13 protein-coding genes and 2 pseudogenes are annotated in these 15,931 nt (G+C 62.8%); 11 read left to right on the plus strand and 4 right to left on the minus strand.

The window, feature by feature from the left end:
- Window positions 1–288 precede the first annotated feature (288 nt).
- From AC0L27_RS33960 to AC0L27_RS33980, 5 genes and pseudogenes are all read left to right on the plus strand, one after another.
- Complete coding sequence (locus tag AC0L27_RS33960) at window positions 289–1,245, plus strand: ArdC family protein (RefSeq protein ID WP_473322082.1); 957 nt, start codon at window positions 289–291, stop codon at window positions 1,243–1,245.
- A gap of 108 nt (window positions 1,246–1,353) precedes the next feature.
- Window positions 1,354–3,470 (plus strand): annotated as a pseudogene (locus AC0L27_RS33965) (ParB/RepB/Spo0J family partition protein).
- A 184-nt stretch (window positions 3,471–3,654) separates the two neighbouring features.
- A complete protein-coding gene (locus tag AC0L27_RS33970) occupies window positions 3,655–7,977 on the plus strand; it encodes a strawberry notch-like NTP hydrolase domain-containing protein (protein WP_473322084.1) in 4,323 nt (1,440 codons plus the stop codon).
- A complete protein-coding gene (locus AC0L27_RS33975; RefSeq protein WP_473322086.1) occupies window positions 7,977–9,038 on the plus strand; it encodes a DUF7146 domain-containing protein in 1,062 nt (353 codons plus the stop codon). The genes AC0L27_RS33970 and AC0L27_RS33975 overlap by 1 nt, the downstream gene beginning before the upstream one ends.
- Before the next feature lie 327 nt (window positions 9,039–9,365).
- Entirely contained in the window at window positions 9,366–10,286 is a 921-nt protein-coding gene (locus AC0L27_RS33980; protein WP_473322087.1) for a DUF2493 domain-containing protein, read from the plus strand.
- Window positions 10,287–10,355: 69 nt separating this feature from the next.
- Here AC0L27_RS33980 and AC0L27_RS33985 read toward each other — a convergent pair whose 3' ends face one another.
- Both AC0L27_RS33985 and AC0L27_RS33990 read right to left on the minus strand, forming a co-directional pair.
- The gene (locus AC0L27_RS33985) at window positions 10,356–10,712 is read right to left on the minus strand and encodes a hypothetical protein (protein WP_473322088.1); all 357 of its coding nucleotides are present in this window, start codon (window positions 10,710–10,712) and stop codon (window positions 10,356–10,358) included.
- A gap of 185 nt (window positions 10,713–10,897) precedes the next feature.
- Window positions 10,898–11,065 (minus strand): annotated as a pseudogene (locus tag AC0L27_RS33990) (DUF736 family protein); the annotation flags it as partial.
- A 395-nt stretch (window positions 11,066–11,460) separates the two neighbouring features.
- On the opposite strand from AC0L27_RS33990, the gene AC0L27_RS33995 reads away from it, so the two are divergent.
- Window positions 11,461–11,781 carry a DUF736 domain-containing protein gene (locus AC0L27_RS33995; protein WP_473322090.1) on the plus strand — a complete coding sequence of 107 codons (321 nt, stop codon included), beginning with the start codon at window positions 11,461–11,463 and terminating at the stop codon, window positions 11,779–11,781.
- 206 nt (window positions 11,782–11,987) lie between these two features.
- Here AC0L27_RS33995 and AC0L27_RS34000 read toward each other — a convergent pair whose 3' ends face one another.
- Window positions 11,988–12,239 (minus strand): helix-turn-helix domain-containing protein, encoded by a 252-nt coding sequence (locus AC0L27_RS34000; RefSeq protein WP_473322092.1) that lies wholly within the window; start codon window positions 12,237–12,239, stop codon window positions 11,988–11,990.
- Window positions 12,240–12,401: 162 nt separating this feature from the next.
- On the opposite strand from AC0L27_RS34000, the gene AC0L27_RS34005 reads away from it, so the two are divergent.
- The 5 genes from AC0L27_RS34005 (at window position 12,402) to AC0L27_RS34025 (ending at window position 14,910) form a co-directional block, all read left to right on the plus strand.
- Entirely contained in the window at window positions 12,402–12,680 is a 279-nt protein-coding gene (locus tag AC0L27_RS34005; RefSeq protein ID WP_473322093.1) for a DNA -binding domain-containing protein, read from the plus strand.
- Window positions 12,681–12,898: 218 nt separating this feature from the next.
- Entirely contained in the window at window positions 12,899–13,021 is a 123-nt protein-coding gene (locus AC0L27_RS34010; protein WP_245286103.1) for a transcriptional regulator domain-containing protein, read from the plus strand.
- Window positions 13,022–13,079: 58 nt separating this feature from the next.
- Complete coding sequence (locus AC0L27_RS34015) at window positions 13,080–13,601, plus strand: DUF2285 domain-containing protein (RefSeq protein WP_473322095.1); 522 nt, start codon at window positions 13,080–13,082, stop codon at window positions 13,599–13,601.
- A gap of 124 nt (window positions 13,602–13,725) precedes the next feature.
- The gene (locus tag AC0L27_RS34020) at window positions 13,726–14,004 is read left to right on the plus strand and encodes a helix-turn-helix transcriptional regulator (RefSeq protein WP_473322097.1); all 279 of its coding nucleotides are present in this window, start codon (window positions 13,726–13,728) and stop codon (window positions 14,002–14,004) included.
- Between the two features lie 3 nt (window positions 14,005–14,007).
- Window positions 14,008–14,910, plus strand: a complete 903-nt coding sequence (locus AC0L27_RS34025) for a replication initiator protein A (RefSeq protein WP_473322099.1) — start codon at window positions 14,008–14,010, stop codon at window positions 14,908–14,910.
- Window positions 14,911–15,497: 587 nt separating this feature from the next.
- On the opposite strand, the gene AC0L27_RS34030 is transcribed toward AC0L27_RS34025, so the two are convergent.
- Window positions 15,498–15,905, minus strand: a complete 408-nt coding sequence (locus AC0L27_RS34030; protein WP_473322101.1) for a transposase — start codon at window positions 15,903–15,905, stop codon at window positions 15,498–15,500.
- Window positions 15,906–15,931: the final 26 nt, after the last annotated feature.

Raw genomic sequence — 15,931 nt, forward strand, 5'->3', positions numbered from 1 at the left:
AACCGGTCTCGTCGCTGCACTCGGACCCGCGTGCCCCTTCGGGTCGCTATGCTCACGCTCTCCGGGTGCCATTTTCCCTTGAGGCGATGCGCCCTGGCGCACGCCTGGTCGGGCCTGCGGCCCTAGGTAGATCAACGCACTTCCCATGAACACCGATGGGAGGCGGGCTGCGTCGCAGATTTCGCATTCTCTCACTTGGAGGCGTGAGAGTCAGAGTGTCGCGTGGTTTTGCCGTGACGGGTTATGGGCTGCGAGAGAGGCTCGCGGCGCCCGTCGCGGAGATCCGCGATGTCCAGACACCATCCTCGGGGGCGCACCGGTGAGGACCGGGCAAAGCTTTATGACGACATCACCAACAAGATCATCGCCGAACTGGAGGCTGGCCGAGTGCCATGGGTGCAGCCTTGGGGTACCGCGGCTGCGAAGGCGTCCTTGGCCATGCCGAGAAGCGTCGCTACCGGCCGCCAATACAGCGGAATCAATGTTCTGATTCTCTGGGGAGCAGCCATTGAGCGCGCATTCACAGGTCAGAGCTGGCTTACATTCCGTCAGGCGCTGTCGCTCGGTGGTCACGTCCGCAAGGGCGAGCGCGGCACGACCGTCGTCTATGCCGACCGCTTTGTGCCGGTCGACGAAAAACGCCGCGCGAGCGAGAGCGGTGACGAAGCGCAGGCCATTCCGTTCCTCGAGCGCTTCACGGTCTTTAACAGTGATCAATGCGACGGCTTGCCTCCAGAGATCGCAACAACGGCGCCGCCTCCGCCGCCAGGCCTGATCGAGCCGCAGGTCGAATACCTGATCAAGGCGACCGGCATCGATTTCCGCATCGGCGGCAACCGCGCCTTCTATGCGCCGACGGAAGATTATGTGCAGGTGCCGCCCCCCCAAGCCTATTTCGAACCGATTAATTGGCATCGAACGGCCCTGCACGAATTGGCGCATGCCAGTGGCCATCCATCGCGTCTCAACCGCGACTTGTCTGGCAGCTACGGTACCAGGAAGTACGCCTTTGAGGAGTTGGTTGCGGAAATCTCGTCTGCGTTCGGTTGCGCCTCGCTCGGTATCGTGCCGACGGTGCGGCACGCCGATTATATTGGCTCGTGGCTTGACGTGTTGCGAGAGGATAGTCGCGCGATCGTGCGAGCTGCTTCGCAGGCCAGCAAGGTTGCGGATTATCTCCTTGGCTTCCTGCCGGAAGTGACTGTCGACATGACGACCGAGAGAGCGGAGCAGGAGGTGGCGTGAGTTTCTCACCTGTTGCCTCGAACAAGAGAGTGAGAGGGGAGCGGCGGTTTTCGCGACGGGTTGGAGGCCGAGAGAGAGGCTCCCGGCCGCCCGTCGTGGAGAATCGATATGACGAAGGCTGTCCAAAAGATCACGCTGTCCCCCTCACGTGACATTCCGTTCAACAAGCTGGTCCTGAGCCAGTCCAACGTCCGGCATGTCAAGGCGGGCATTTCCATCGAGCAGCTCGCCGAAAGCATCGCGCAACGTACCCTCCTGCAAAGTCTCAACGTGCGGGCGGTCGTGGGCGCCGAAGGCAATGAGACCGGCATGTTCGAGGTGCCGGCCGGCGGCCGGCGTTATCGCGCACTGGAACTTCTCGTCAGGCAGAAGCGCATGGCAAAGGCGCAGGTAGTTCCTTGTGTCGTGCGAGAGGGGGGCATCGCCGAGGACGATTCGCTTGCAGAGAATGACGAACGGGTAGGGCTGCACCCGCTCGATCAGTTCCGAGCATTCCAGACCTTGAGTGGCTCCGGATTATCCGACGAGGATATCGCTGCTCCGCATTTCGTGACACCAGCCGTCGTGAAGCAACGACTCCGGCTGGCGTCCGTGTCGCCAAAGCTGCACGACGTCTATGCCGAAGACGGCATGACCCTCGAGCAGCTCATGGCCTTCTCTGTTACAGCCGACCACGCCAGGCAGGAGCAGGTCTGGGACAACGTCAGCCGATCCGGCTATGACGAACCGTATCAGATCCGGCGAATGCTCACGGAAAATACCGTGCGTGCGTCCGATCGCCGCGTTCAGTTCATTGGACTGGATGCTTACGAGCAGGCTGGCGGCGGCGTTTTGCGGGATCTGTTCGAGCATGATGATGGCGGCTGGCTCCAGGACGTTGCTTTGCTCGACCGTCTCGTGACAGAAAAGCTCAAAGCCGAAGCCGAGACGATTGCAGCCGAAGGCTGGACGTGGATTTCGCTCGCCGTCGAATTCCCCTACGGCCACACGGATGGGCTGCGGGAGCTGGAAGGCAAACCTGTCGATCTCTCCCCGGAGGAGTTGGCGACCATCGACGCCCTAAACGCGGAGCAAGCCAAGCTTGAATCCGATTATCAGGATGCCGACGAGTTGCCCGAAGAGGTGGATCAGCGTCTCGGCGAAATCGAGACGGCACTGATCGCGTTCGAGGACCGGCCGATGATTTACGATCCGGCCGAGATCGCCCGCGCTGGCGTCTTCGTCAGCATCGATTCCGAAGGGCGCCTCTCGGTCGATCGGGGCTACGTCCGGCCGGAGGACGATTTGTCGGAAACCGAGCCCGATGTCGGGCAGGGCGCCGATACACTGTCAATCGAGGGGAAGGCGGCTGGCCCTTCCGTCCAGCGCACGGTCATCGCGTTGGCTGGCGGCGCTACTGATACCGAAGACGAGGACGAGGACGCGACCAACCGCTGCCGGATCGCCTGATCACGGAGCTGACAGCCCATCGCACGCTGGCATTGCGGGATGCGCTGGCGGAAAATCCTGCAATTGCGTTCCAGGCGGTGCTGCACAACTTCGTGCTGACGGCCTTTTACCGGTTCGCATCGACCGGAAGCTGCCTTGAGATCGGCCTTCGCACGCCGACCTTTCCGGCTCAAGCGCCTGGCTTGAGGGAAAGCGCGTCCGCGAAGGCCGTTGAGGCGCGGCATGAGTCCTGGAAAGTACGATTGCCGGACAGCGAGAACGATCTTTGGGATGCGCTCACAGTCCTCGACGGCGCCGCACAGGCATCCCTGTTCGCCCACTGCGCGTCATTTGCGGTCAACGCCGTCTATGAGCCGGCCAGCCGCTACAATCAGGGCCGCGTCTCCGCCCACGGCGTCCCCACCCGGCTCGACCAAGCTGATGTTCTGGCACGTGCGGTCGGCCTCGACATGGTTCAGGCCGGGTGGAAGGCCTCCATCGACAACTATCTCGGCCGGGTCACCAAGCCTCGCATTCTGGAGGCAGTGCGGGAAGCCAAGGGCGAGTGGTCTGCGCAGTTGATCGACCACCTGAAGAAGGCGGACATGGCCAAGGAGGCTGAGCGTCTGCTCGATGGTTCGGGCTGGTTGCCGGAGCCGCTGCGTCTGGTCGATCCCGATGCGGCGTCAGGGGAGCAGGAGAGTGAAGCGGGCCCGCTGCCCGAATTTCTCGGTGAGGAGGAGGATCGGGACAACGCGAGCGACGATGATCCGCAACAGCTCGACGCAGCTGAGTGACGTCTAGAACGGGATGGCTCCCGCCGTCCCACAGTTGTTCGGGGACCGGTGTGCCGCACCGGTCCCCGTTCATATGGGCGAGCGCCGAGAGGGAGAGCCGGGCCGGGAAGGGTTTGAGCCGTCGGGTCTGAAGGAGAGCGCCTGATGGTTCGATCCATTCCTGCTCTCCGAGAGAAATCCTGTCATGACCGAATCTCTCGCCGGCGGCACTGCCGCTGCGCAGCTCTCGATGCGCGCCGCTGCAACTCTCACCTCCGCCGCCGTCAGGGCCGCGCGACAGCTCGTAATTGATCTCGAGCGCGGCCGTCGCATCGATGCCGCTGTCCTGCGCGGTGCCATGGAAGCTGCCTTCGGCGCTTCCGACGCCTCTGGCGTCTGGAACTGGAAGACCGCCTATGATGTGTGTGAGGCGGCAACCGTTCTGTTCCTTCGCAAGTTTGGCTCGGCTATCCGCGTCAAAGCCGGCTCGACCGCCGCGATGCTGCCGATGCTCGCGAGAATCGCGCGCTGTCTGCCGACCCACACGCGGCGCTCCGAGGACAGCCAGGCCCTTCAACAATTCTCGGCACCGATCCCGCTTGGGCTCGCCGCATGCGCCACGGCCGGCATCACGATGTCCGACTGGGTTCTGGAGCCGTCCGCGGGGACCGGCTTGCTCGCCATCTTTGCCGAACTCGCCGGCGGCGGCTTGGTATTGAACGAGCTGGCCGAGACCCGCGCAGAATTGCTCGACCAATTGTTTCCCAACGTTAAGGTCACGCGGTTCGACGCCGCCCAGACCGATGATTACCTCGATGCGAGTGTCGTACCGAGCGTCGTCTTGATGAACCCGCCGTTCTCGGCATTGGCGAACGTCGATCGGCGGATGGCGGACGCGGCTCTCCGGCATATCGCATCAGCCTTGGCACGTCTTTGCGACGGTGGGCGTCTCGTCGCCATCACCGGCGCAAGCCTCGCGCCGGACAATCCGGCATGGCGAGACGCCTTCGTTCGCCTCCAGCAACGCGGGCGGGTCGTGTTTTCTGCCGCAATCGATGGTGTGGTCTACGCGAAACACGGAACGCAGACCGACACACGACTGCTTGTGATCGACAAGCAGCCCGCCGCAGACCCGAAAGTCTTTCCCTCTTCACTGGGCATGGCGAGCGATGTCGCCACCTTGCTTGAACGGGTGACCCAGCATGTGCCTCCGAGGCTGCCTGTTGTCGCGCCGGTCGTGGTCGACGTCATCATGCGCCCTGCGATATCACGATCCGTCGGCGCTTCTGCGCCACGCCCATCGTCTACTTCGAGCGGTGCAGCGCCAGAAGGCGTAGAACTGATCTACGAGACGGTCGAACGGTCGCCGCCCGAAGGCGCTCGATTGACCGACGCGCTTTACGAGGAATACGCACTGCAGGCGATCCGTATTCCGGACGCGCATGCGCATCCGACCAAACTCGTGCAGTCCGCCGCGATGGCCTCGGTCGCGCCGTCGAAGCCGTCTTACCGGCCACATCTGCCGGCCATTGTCACGGCGGTTGGCATCCTGTCCGACGCCCAGCTTGAGAGCGTCATCTATGCCGGCGAGGCGCATTCCGACTTTCTTGCGGGCTCCTGGACCGTGGATGCGACCTTTGATGTTGTGGCGGCCGCACGCGACGATGCAGAAAATGCTGTCCGCTTTCGCCGCGGCTGGTTCTTGGGCGATGGCACCGGTGCGGGCAAGGGGCGGCAGGTCGCTGGCATCCTTGTTGACAATTGGCTGAAGGGCCGCCGCCGTGCCGTCTGGATCAGTAAATCCGACAAGCTGATCGAAGACGCGCAGCGCGACTGGTCCGCCCTCGGCATGGAGCGGCTACTCGTGACGCCGCTGTCACGTTTCCGGCAGGGCACACCGATCCGGCTCGCCGAAGGCGTCCTATTCACCACCTACGCTACGCTGCGCACCGACGAGCGTGGCGAAAAGCTTTCACGCGTTGGGCAAATCGTCGAATGGTTGGGCTCCGACTTCGACGGAGTGATCGTCTTCGACGAGAGCCACGCGATGCAGAACGCGGCAGGCCAGAAGGGCGAGCGCGGCGACCAGGCGGCCTGTCAGCAGGGGCGTGCCGGGCTGAGGCTCCAGCACGCGTTGCCGAATGCCCGCGTCGTCTACGTCTCGGCGACCGGTGCCACGACGGTCCACAATCTCGCCTACGCCCAGCGGTTGGGATTGTGGGGCGGCACCGATTTCCCATTCGCTACCCGTGCCGAGTTCGTCGAGGCAATCGAGGAGGGCGGCGTCGCGGCGATGGAGGTGCTCGCGCGCGACCTCAAGGCGCTCGGTCTCTACGCGGCGAGGTCTCTATCTTACGAGGGCGTCGCGTACGAGCTCATTGAGCACCAGCTCACCCTCGAACAGGTTCGCATCTATGACGCCTACGCCGGCGCGTTCAGCGTTATCCATAACAATCTCGACGCCGCGATGCGGGCCGCGAATATCACGGGCGAGACCGGTACGCTGAACGGCCAGGCCAAATCGGCCGCGCGATCTGCCTTCGAGAGTGCCAAGCAGCGCTTTTTTGGTCACCTCCTGACCTCAATGAAGACGCCGTCGCTGATCCGCTCGATCGAGTGCGATCTCGACGCCGGCCATGCCGCCGTCATCCAGATTGTCTCGACGGGCGAGGCGCTGATGGAGCGAAGGTTCGCCGAGATCCCGACCGAGGAGTGGGGTGACGTCCAGGTCGACATCACCCCACGCGAATATGTCCTCGATTATCTCGCCCATTCCTTTCCGGTGCAGCTCTACGAGCCGTTCACCGACCAGGAGGGCAACCTCTGCTCCCGGCCCGCTTATCGCGACGGCCAACCGGTCGAGAGCCGGGAGGCCGTCGCCCGCCGCGACCGTCTGATCGAGAAGCTCGCCTCGCTCCCGCCGGTGCCTGGGGCGCTGGATCAAATCGTGCAGCGCTTCGGCACCGATATGGTCGCCGAAGTGACCGGCCGCTCGCGCCGCATCATTCGCAAGGGCGACCGGCTGGTCGTCGAAAACCGGGCCGCTTCGGCCAACCTCGCCGAGACGTCGGCCTTCATGGATGACGTTAAGCGGATTCTCGTGTTCTCGGACGCGGGCGGCACGGGCAGGAGCTACCATGCCGAGCTATCGGCGCGGAATCGCCGTCTGCGGGTCCACTATTTGCTCGAGCCCGGCTGGAAGGCGGACGCCGCGATCCAGGGGCTCGGCCGCACCAACCGGACCAACCAGGCGCAGCCGCCGCTTTTTCGTCCGATTGCCACCGACGTGAAGGCCGAAAAGCGCTTTCTCAGCACCATTGCCCGCCGGCTCGACACGTTGGGAGCGATCACGCGCGGCCAACGTCAGACCGGAGGGCAGGGTCTGTTCCGGCCCGAGGACAATCTCGAAAGCCAGTACGGCCGCGACGCTTTGCGTCAGCTCTACACGCTGCTCGCCCGCGGCAAGGTCGAGGGCTGCTCGCTGGAGCGGTTTGAGGATGCGACCGGCCTGAAGCTGACGGATGCCAATGGTCTCAGGGATGACCTGCCGCCGATCACGACGTTCCTGAACCGGTTGCTGGCGCTCACGATCGAGCTTCAGAACATCCTGTTCACCGTCTTCGAGCAGCTCCTGACGGCTCGGATCGAAGGCGCGGTTGCCTCGGGCACCTATGACGTCGGGCTGGAAACGCTCCGCGCCGAGAGCTTTGTCGTCACCGACCGGCGCACGATTTACGTTCATCCCGGCACTGGCGCCGAATCCCGGCTTCTCACGATCACCCAGCGCCAGCGTAATCATCCAGTCAGCTTGGATGATGCTCTTGGTCGTCTTTCCGATCGTGCCGCCGTCCGACTGATCAATGAGCGCTCGGGCCGTGCCGCCGTACAGATCCCAGCTCCGAGCTTCATGCTTGATGACGGCGAGATCGAGCGGCGCGTCCGCCTGATCCGGCCGATGGAGCAGCACAGCATCCCCCTGAATATGATGGCGGAGAGCCACTGGATCGAAGCGGATCGCGAACGTTTTGCTACGGCCTGGCTGGCGGAGCTTGCCGAAGTCCCCGAGTTCACGGAAAGCACGATCCACCTCGTGGCGGGCTTGCTGTTGTCCATCTGGAAGCGGCTGCCGAACGAATCGACTCGGGTCTATCGGCTTCAGACCGACGCGGGCGAGCGCATCATCGGCCGCAAGGTCTCGACTACCTGGGTGGCGAACGCCCTTGCGGCTGACGCGCCGGCGTTGACGCCGGACGCTGCCTTTGCCGCGCTCATGGAGGGACGGACCGTCCTCGAGCTTGCGGAAGGGCTCCAACTTCGCCGCGTCCGCGTAATGGGCGTTTACCGCATCGAACTGTCTGGGTTCAACGACACGATGCGCGACCGCTTGCGGGCATACGGCCTCTTCGGCGAGATCATTTCCTGGAAGCTGCGCATGTTCGTGCCCACGGACGCGAGCGGCGTCGAGATCCTGGCGAAGGTGCTCGACGGCTATCCCGTCGCGCGCATCAGCGAGCGGGAGGCCGCGTGATGTCCCGCGATGCCTCTGAGTTGGCACGCCGCCTCGCGCGCGAGGCCGAGGCGGTGTGCCGACATTATCTCTCCAATGGCAAGCGGGCGGGGCGGTACTGGCTGGTCGGCGACGTCCACAACACCCCGGGTCGCTCGTTATTTGTGCGGCTCCAGGACTCGCCGAGGGGGCCGGCGGGCAAGTGGACCGATGCCGCAACAGGAGGCCATGGCGATCTCCTCGACATCATCCGCGAAAGTCTGGCCTTGCGAGACTTTCGTGACGTTGCCGAAGAGGCGAGGCGCTTTCTCAAACTTCCACGTTCTGAGCAGCAACCCGCACCGAGACCTCTTCCCTCAGTCGTACCGCCCGGATCGCAGCAAGCTGCTCGTCGGCTCTTTGCGATATCTGGTCCGATCAAGGGGACAGTGGCTGAAACGTACTTGCAGCGTCGCGGCATAGCCCGAGTGCACCATGGTGGCAGTCTGCGTTTCCATCCGCGCTGCTACTATCGGCCCGATGAACACCTGCCGACCGAGACCTGGCCCGCGATGATCGCCCGCGTCACGGATCTCGATGATCGGATTACCGGCGTGCACCGCACATGGCTCGATCCGGATGGCTTTGATCGTGTTCGACTCGGCAAGGCTCCGATCGATACCCCACGACGCGCTATGGGCGATCTTCTCGGCAACGCCGTTCGGTTCGGCGTGGTGGACGACGTGCTCGCTGCCGGCGAGGGTATCGAAACGATGCTTTCGTTGCGTTCCGTGCTGCCGAGCATGCCGATGGCGGCTGCGCTATCGGCCAATCACCTCTCTGCCATGTTGCTGCCGTCTGGCCTGCGCCGGCTCTACATCGCGCGCGACGCCGATGCCGCCGGCGATGCAGTGCAGGCTATTCTCAGCCAGCGCGCAGCAGACGCCGGCATCGAAGCGATCACGTTGTCGCCGCGGTTGGGCGACTTCAACGAAGATCTGCATGTATTCGGCCTCGATTCCCTACGGGCAGCATTGCGGCTTCAGCTCGTGCCAGAGGACGTCGTTCGCTTCCTGCATTCGTCGAGGGCCGTCGCAGAATAGCTTTCGGTGTGCGATCGATGCTGCCAGGTCGGTCATAGGCGAGGCAAATACCGGAAGAGGACGCGACCTCGGCCTTCTGGAGGGCGATCGGACGGCAAGCGGCCCGGGCCGGCAATGGCTGCGTCCGGCTATTTTCCGCCGCGCGCCAACGATAAGGCAAATTAGCCATCTGACCGCGCGCTTTGCATCGCAAAGCAAAATAGCCGGCCTCCGCCATCCTCCGCTGCCGCTTCGGCCCTTTCGGGTGCTGGCCCGTTCCGCCCACCGTCAGAGGATCGCCACGAAGGCCGCGATGGTCGCGGCCGATCCGGCAAAGGACCTCTTCTCATGACCGACCATGACGACATCGAACGGCCGCACGCCACATCTCCAACCGACCACGTCCTCACCGAACTACAGCTCTTCGGCTATCGTCCCTTCGACCAGCTCGATCCAAGACCGCTCCCGGAGGGCAAGATGATCGTCGGCGCCGTGGTCGATATCTTTGACGCCCTTGTTGCGACCTTGAACGACACGCGGCTTGAGCCGGACCTTGACGATCTGCTCTGGTCGACCGTCAATCTGTTCCATCGTGCCGTTGACCGCATCGAACGGCAGCTCGACGACAACGAGCAAATGCAGCACAAGAGCCAGCGCGAGCAGAACGGCTCGGAAGTGCGATCGGTCGAACTCGAGCGCCTGACTGCCGAAGGCATCACGCTGATTGAGCGCCGCAATTGCCTGGAGCTCTTCCGGGATCAGGCCATCGAGCAATTTGAGGTCCACACCGGCTCAGCTTGGCGTCCGCGGTCGGGATCATTGGTCAATCACCGAACGCTCACCGCGGCAATGATCGACTCCCGTGACTTCATCGCAGCAAAACGTCGCGCCGAGACTGAGGTCATGTTGCCGCCGGGGCCGAAGATCGCACTCACTGGCGGGCTCGATTTCAACGACCATCATCTGATCTGGGATCGCCTCGACAAGGTTCATGCCAAGCATCCCGACATGGTACTCCTGCATGGCGGATCTCCGAAGGGTGCGGAACTGATCGCCTCGAAATGGGCGACCAATCGCAAGGTGCCTCAGATCGCCTTCAAGCCCGACTGGACGAAGCATGTCAAGGCAGCACCCTTCAAGCGCAACGATGCACTGCTCGAGCTCCTGCCGATCGGCGTCATGCATTTCCCGGGCACGGGAATCCAGGACAACCTCGCCGACAAGGCGAAGCGGCTCGGCATCCCCGTCTGGAGGTTCGGCGGCGCGTGAGCGCCGTCGTTCTTGACATCGAGACAACCAAGCCGGAGTTGCACGCCGCAACTCCGCCTCGTTTCGATTTTACGTCCGAAGCCGCGCCGTGGTGGTGGTGGAAGGCGCGACCGGTACATCTATGCACATGGAGCCACCACCATGCTCGCGCTTGGGCTTGTTCTCAACACACTCGGCATTGGCTTGTTTTGCTGGGCGATCCTTGCGCTCGCGGTGTATGCCCTGCCGTTTTTCGTCGCACTTAATGTCGGGATATTGGCATTTCGTGATGGCGCGGGCGTCTTCGGCGCACTGCTTATCGGAATTGCTTCTGGCGCGCTGACGCTTGCCGCTGGTCAGGTCGCCGTCGCGGTCAGTCGGGTCCGCACCTTGCGCATCGCGATCGCAGCCGCATTCGCCGTCCCTGCGGCTATCGCTGGCTATCATGTGATGTTCGGCCTGTCGCGGATCGGGTGCCTTCGCTGGCTTGGCGCGAGGCCTTCGCTTGCGGAGGTGCGGTTTGCATTGGAGCCACGGCATGGACGCGCTTGACCGTTTTCGCGGAGACCCGCCCGTTGGAGTCGGCTGGCGTGGTGGAGAAGATGCCGCAACCAGTTCTCACAGCCGCGCCGCATGAGCGATGATGCTTCGTGGCCATCATCGAGCAAGGTCGCACAGGGCGCCACGTTGAACGAGGGGTCGTCGAGCTTGAGCGAGAAGTAACAGCGCTTCTCCTCGGAGCGCTTTAAAAGAGCACTACCAATCTCTGTCTGGCCCACATAGCTGCGGTGGAGCGGTGCGCCGCGCTCGATCATTCGTTCCGGGACGATACCGCCCTTTGCGGCAGATTGTTTCTCTTTCTGCGCCGAACCGTACCGGCCTCTGTTCAGCACAACCGAGATTCGCCAAGTCTTCTCCTTAAGATTGCGGTTCAGCACGCGGACCACGTGGCCTCTTTGATGGCTTGATCTGGCCGAAGACCCGGCTGCGCCTCGATCGTCTGAGCCGCAACGCCGTTGATGCGACTTTCTTCCCCTGGGCTTTGCCCATTCCTCGCGAGACAAGAAAGTCGCCACAACGACGTCCTCCGCTGCGCTGCGGCCCGCGAGCGGGTGCGTCGCCGATCGTCTTCGGCCTCTAGATCGCCATCGAGGCCGCGGTGGTCGCGGGCTCGAAACACAACAGGAGAAGTGACATGGCTAACATCGGTTCTTTCAAGAAAGTCGGCAACGATTTCCAGGGCGAGATCATCACCCTGAGCCTGCAGGCCAAAGGCGTCCGCATCGTCGCCGAGACCAACCGCTCCAACGACAACGCTCCCAGCCACCGCATCTATGTAGGCCGGGCGGAGATCGGGGCAGCGTGGTCGAAGCGCTCCGAAGAGGGACGCGACTACCTCTCGCTCAAGCTCGACGACCCCTCGTTCAACGCACCAATCTACGCGAACCTGTTCGATGAGGAAGGTGGCGAAGGCTACACCTTGCTCTGGTCGCGGCCCCGCAAGAACGGCGACTAAGATCGCTCCACCAAGCCCCGCCCGGTCCGCCGGGCGGGGCTTCCTAAACTCCTACCCAGTCCGCGCATCGACTGACAGGCCGTTGCGCCATTGTGCTAGGTTTGATTGCTGCGCAGCTGACGGGCAACTACATTTGATGAGAGGCCGGTGCGTCATCTCTGAGGCGCGATTTGCGAAGGTGCCGGGTCTCGTTTGGCCGAATCAACTCACTTTCGCCTGGCAGGCTTCGATCGCTCGTTTCGAGCCTCTTCGTCCGGGAGGACGAGATCAACGTGGCTAATGCCCAACGTGCTGGCGAGTTCAAACAAGGTTACTACGGTTGGATTGCGGCGCCCACGTTCCAGGTCACTGATATACTGTTGGGTGAAACCGGACTTTTCGGCGAATTTCTCCTGCGTGAAGCGCTTCTGCTTCCGCAATCTTGCGAAATTTCGGCCGACCAACTTGCGCATGTCCATTAGCGCAAATTGCTTCTTTACATACTATGAGGTTTATCTCCTATAGTATGTAATTCTCGGTCCTCGCTGGCCGGCCGGCCCGGAATGGGGCTAAAATTGGACGCTTAAACAAAATCGGCCGTTCAGAGAGGTTAGAATCATTCGCTGTTTGCTGGGATGGTCATGACGAAGCCGCAGCTAGATCCTGATGTCGCCGATGTCGCGCCGCATGAGCCGGTGCTGACGACCTATGACGAGCAGCATCTCGTGACGTATTGGCGACTTCTTGATGCCGAAGCCGATGGCGCAGATTGGAAAGAGGTGACCCGGATCGTGTTGCACATCGACCCGGATCGCGAACCAGCTCGCGCCCGCAATGCGTTTGATAGTCATCTGGCCCGCGCAAAATGGATGGCAGACCACGGCTACCGCGACTTGCTTCGCGGCGGCGCGCCTAAATAGAAAAATCTGTCATGAAGAATTCGAACCCGAGAACAGATTTCCCCGCTGACGCGTGATCGCCTGCATGCATCACGCAATGCATAATTGGCGACTTCCGGAGCAATCCCAAGCTTCATAGACATTGCGCCACAATCGTCTTAAAGCAGGGGATCACAGCAATGTCCGAGTTCGACTGGCGCTCACCAGAGGCGTATCAGCACGCTATCAAGTCGGGCGAGATGGCGGATTTTGCCTGGGAGTCACTGCGGCGCAGCTCCAACTATCGAGCTTCCTATCGTGAAAATCGATCGCAGATGACTTCCGAATTCCGAAGGAGATGGGGCGTCTGCTTTCGCCCATGACCCGCAGGGGTCCTTTCACCAACAGACAATCTTCTGGGCACCTGAGGCGCTGCCGACGGTGGTGCCGGTCGTTCGCAGCGCGTCCGGCTCAAAAGCGGTCGGCGCGGGGCTACAGCTTGCCGACCTTTCATCGGGCGCCATCCGACAGGCATCTGACGGCTGGCATGCCGTATTGCGCCTTCAAGGAGCACAACATCATCTCTGGCTGAAAGAGGCGCCGCAGTTTGGTATCTCTTATGCGGCCGAACTGCCGCTCGATGCGGACTTTGAGATCCGCGCCCACGCCTCACATCGGCTGTGGCGCGCAATCAACGGCCGCCCGCCGGGACCTCCCCTTCATCAGCTTTCGGCGCAGCGGCGCGAACGACTCGTCTTGGTGCTGCGAGCGCTCGATGGACACATGGAGGGTGCTTCCTATCGCCTCATCGCCGAGGTGCTGTTCGGCCGAAAACGCATCCCTGAGCGCGCCTGGAAAACCCACGAATTGCGCAGCCGGACGATCCGCCTGGTGCAGGCTGGCTTGGCTCTGATGCGTGGCGGCTATCGCGCATTGCTACGTCCCTCATCTCGCAAGGAGTAGAGCAGGGGTGCCGAAAATCATCGCTCGATCTTCGGCATCCCCCTAAGCACGCTCACTGCGCCATCGTGACCGTCGACGCGCGGGCCGAGCCGGCCGCGCTCCAGACGACCACGGAGCCTCGCAAATGCCCGATCCGAGCGCCGGCCTGCCGCCGCGATACCTGCGCACGCCCGAGGCGGCGCGCTTTCTCGGACTGTCCGGCCGCACCCTGGAAAAGCACCGCACCTATGGGACAGGCCCGACCTACCGCAAGCTCGGTGGTCGCGTTGTGTATGCGATCGAGGACCTGAAGGCGTGGGTTGACCGCGGCGCCAAAACGTCCACCAGCGATCCCGGCACAGGCACGGTCCTGCCCGCGAAACGGCACACACCCGTTCCGTATGCCGGCAAGGAGCGGCGCTGACCCATGCCGGACAGCAACTCCACTGCAAGCAGCAGGCGCCGATCAGAGCGCGACCAGCTCGATCTGTTTCGCGCCCTCCCTGGCGATCTGGCGCCACGGGACGCGCAAGACCTGATGGCGTATCCGTTCTTTTCGCTGGCAAAGTCGAGGCGCATTGTTCCCATCGATTTCCGCGCAGGCACCATCACCATTCGTGTCGAAGCCGTGCCGGAACATGGCATGGCGACGATCTGGGACGCGGACGTTCTGATCTGGGCTGCCTCGCAGATTGTCGAAGCCCGTGATGCCGGCCTGAAAACGTCCCGCCTGATGGCAGCGACCCCTTACGAGATCCTGACCTTCGTCGGCCGCGGCACCAGCGTGCGCGACTACGACCGCCTAAAGGCCGCGCTCGACCGGCTGCAATCGACCACTGTGATGACATCGATCCGGCAGCCGAGCGAACGCCGGCGGCATCGCTTCTCCTGGATCAACGAATGGAAAGAGACAGCCGATCTGCACGGGCACGCCCGTGGAATCGAGCTGATCCTGCCCGATTGGTTCTACACGGGCGTTCTCGATGAAGCGCTCGTGCTGACGATTGACCGCGCCTATTTCGATCTGACCGGTGGATTGGAGCGCTGGCTCTATCGCCTCGTCCGCAAGCACGGCGGCCGTCAGAATGGCGGTTGGAGCTTCGATCTCGTGCACTTGCATGCGATGTCCGGGAGCCTGTCGCCGTTTAAACACTTTGCCTACGACCTGCGTCAGATCGTCCGTCGTCAGACATTGCCAGGCTATCGGCTCACCATCACGCATCATCCGAATGGCGCAGAGCGATTGAATTTCGCTCCAGTCCCCATCGGTCCGTTGAGCAAGCGACTGCTCAAGCGCGGTCTCGTTTTTCCTGCTGGGGATAAGCTGTGAATTCGCTCGTGCTAACAGGGACCAGAACCCTCGTGCCATCGGGGACCCGATGTTCGTGCTATCGGGGACCGGAATCAGAGCTAAGGTTCTGCAGCGTCAAGACTTCCTGCTCCCGTAACTTTACTAACGTACTGACACTAACTTCTTGTTGTGAATCAGTGCGTTGTGAACAAGTCGGTCGTGCGTGCAACGAGCATGCGTCATGCGCTTATGCTGTCACGCGCAAGACCGTCCTGCAATGCGAATCTGTTCTCCAAGATGCGCGCGCGTACGCGATCGCGCGCAAAATTGCGCGATCACCAGCATCGGCAGCGCCGCATCACGATCGTCGCTTTCCCTTGCGGCAGTTCGCTCGTCGAGGAGAACTCGCGAACGTCCGTGGTTGGCCCGACGGCCACCACATGCCGGCAGCTGGAGAATGGGCGGTCAGGCTAACCAGTGTCGTGCATACTGGCCTCACAGCTCTGCATGAGGCCGCCGGCAAGAAAAGTTGCTATCTCACCCTGATCCCCGTCCCCTCGGGAGATGCCACTCCGCCGTGGCGGAAGGAGAAGGCGCGCGTGGAAGCGGCTGGGTCGCGGAGGCCATTAAGCCGCCGCAACGAGCCGGCCGCGCTTGCCGCCGGCGCCAAACCGGAACGTGGTGCCATCGATCCCGATCTTGTGCAGCAGCACGGTGAGCGCGCGCGCCCCTGTGGTCGCCGCGCGCTTCAGATCCTTCATCCTGGCCAGCCGCAGGCCCCACAGCCGCAGCTTAAAGTTCGTCGGAATGCGTGTGAGGATCGCGATCGCCGCCTCGTACAGCATCGCCCGCGTCAGCTCATCGCCGCATTTGGAGATGCTGCCGATCCGGTCGGCATGGCCGGATTGATAGCGCCGCGGCGTCAGCCCGAAATGGGCGCCGACATTGGTCGACTTCTTGAATCCCGGCGGGTCATCGACGATGGCGCGAAACGTCAGCGCCACGCGGTGCAGTTTTGCCAACTGCTGGCGCATGGCGCTGCGGACGTCCAGCAGCGGCG

It is taken from the genome of Bradyrhizobium sp. Ken51 (genome assembly GCF_055807435.1).

Coding starts and splice junctions, on each gene's coding strand:
- AC0L27_RS33960 (WP_473322082.1), top strand. CDS start 289: ATGTCCAGACACCATCCTCGGGGGCGCACCGGTGAGGACCGGGCAAAG.
- AC0L27_RS33970 (WP_473322084.1), top strand. CDS start 3,655: ATGACCGAATCTCTCGCCGGCGGCACTGCCGCTGCGCAGCTCTCGATG.
- AC0L27_RS33975 (WP_473322086.1), top strand. CDS start 7,977: ATGTCCCGCGATGCCTCTGAGTTGGCACGCCGCCTCGCGCGCGAGGCC.
- AC0L27_RS33980 (WP_473322087.1), top strand. CDS start 9,366: ATGACCGACCATGACGACATCGAACGGCCGCACGCCACATCTCCAACC.
- AC0L27_RS33985 (WP_473322088.1), bottom strand. CDS start 10,712: ATGATAGCCAGCGATAGCCGCAGGGACGGCGAATGCGGCTGCGATCGC.
- AC0L27_RS33995 (WP_473322090.1), top strand. CDS start 11,461: ATGGCTAACATCGGTTCTTTCAAGAAAGTCGGCAACGATTTCCAGGGC.
- AC0L27_RS34000 (WP_473322092.1), bottom strand. CDS start 12,239: ATGGACATGCGCAAGTTGGTCGGCCGAAATTTCGCAAGATTGCGGAAG.
- AC0L27_RS34005 (WP_473322093.1), top strand. CDS start 12,402: ATGACGAAGCCGCAGCTAGATCCTGATGTCGCCGATGTCGCGCCGCAT.
- AC0L27_RS34010 (WP_245286103.1), top strand. CDS start 12,899: ATGGCGGATTTTGCCTGGGAGTCACTGCGGCGCAGCTCCAACTATCGA.
- AC0L27_RS34020 (WP_473322097.1), top strand. CDS start 13,726: ATGCCCGATCCGAGCGCCGGCCTGCCGCCGCGATACCTGCGCACGCCC.
- AC0L27_RS34025 (WP_473322099.1), top strand. CDS start 14,008: ATGCCGGACAGCAACTCCACTGCAAGCAGCAGGCGCCGATCAGAGCGC.
- AC0L27_RS34030 (WP_473322101.1), bottom strand. CDS start 15,905: ATGCGCCAGCAGTTGGCAAAACTGCACCGCGTGGCGCTGACGTTTCGC.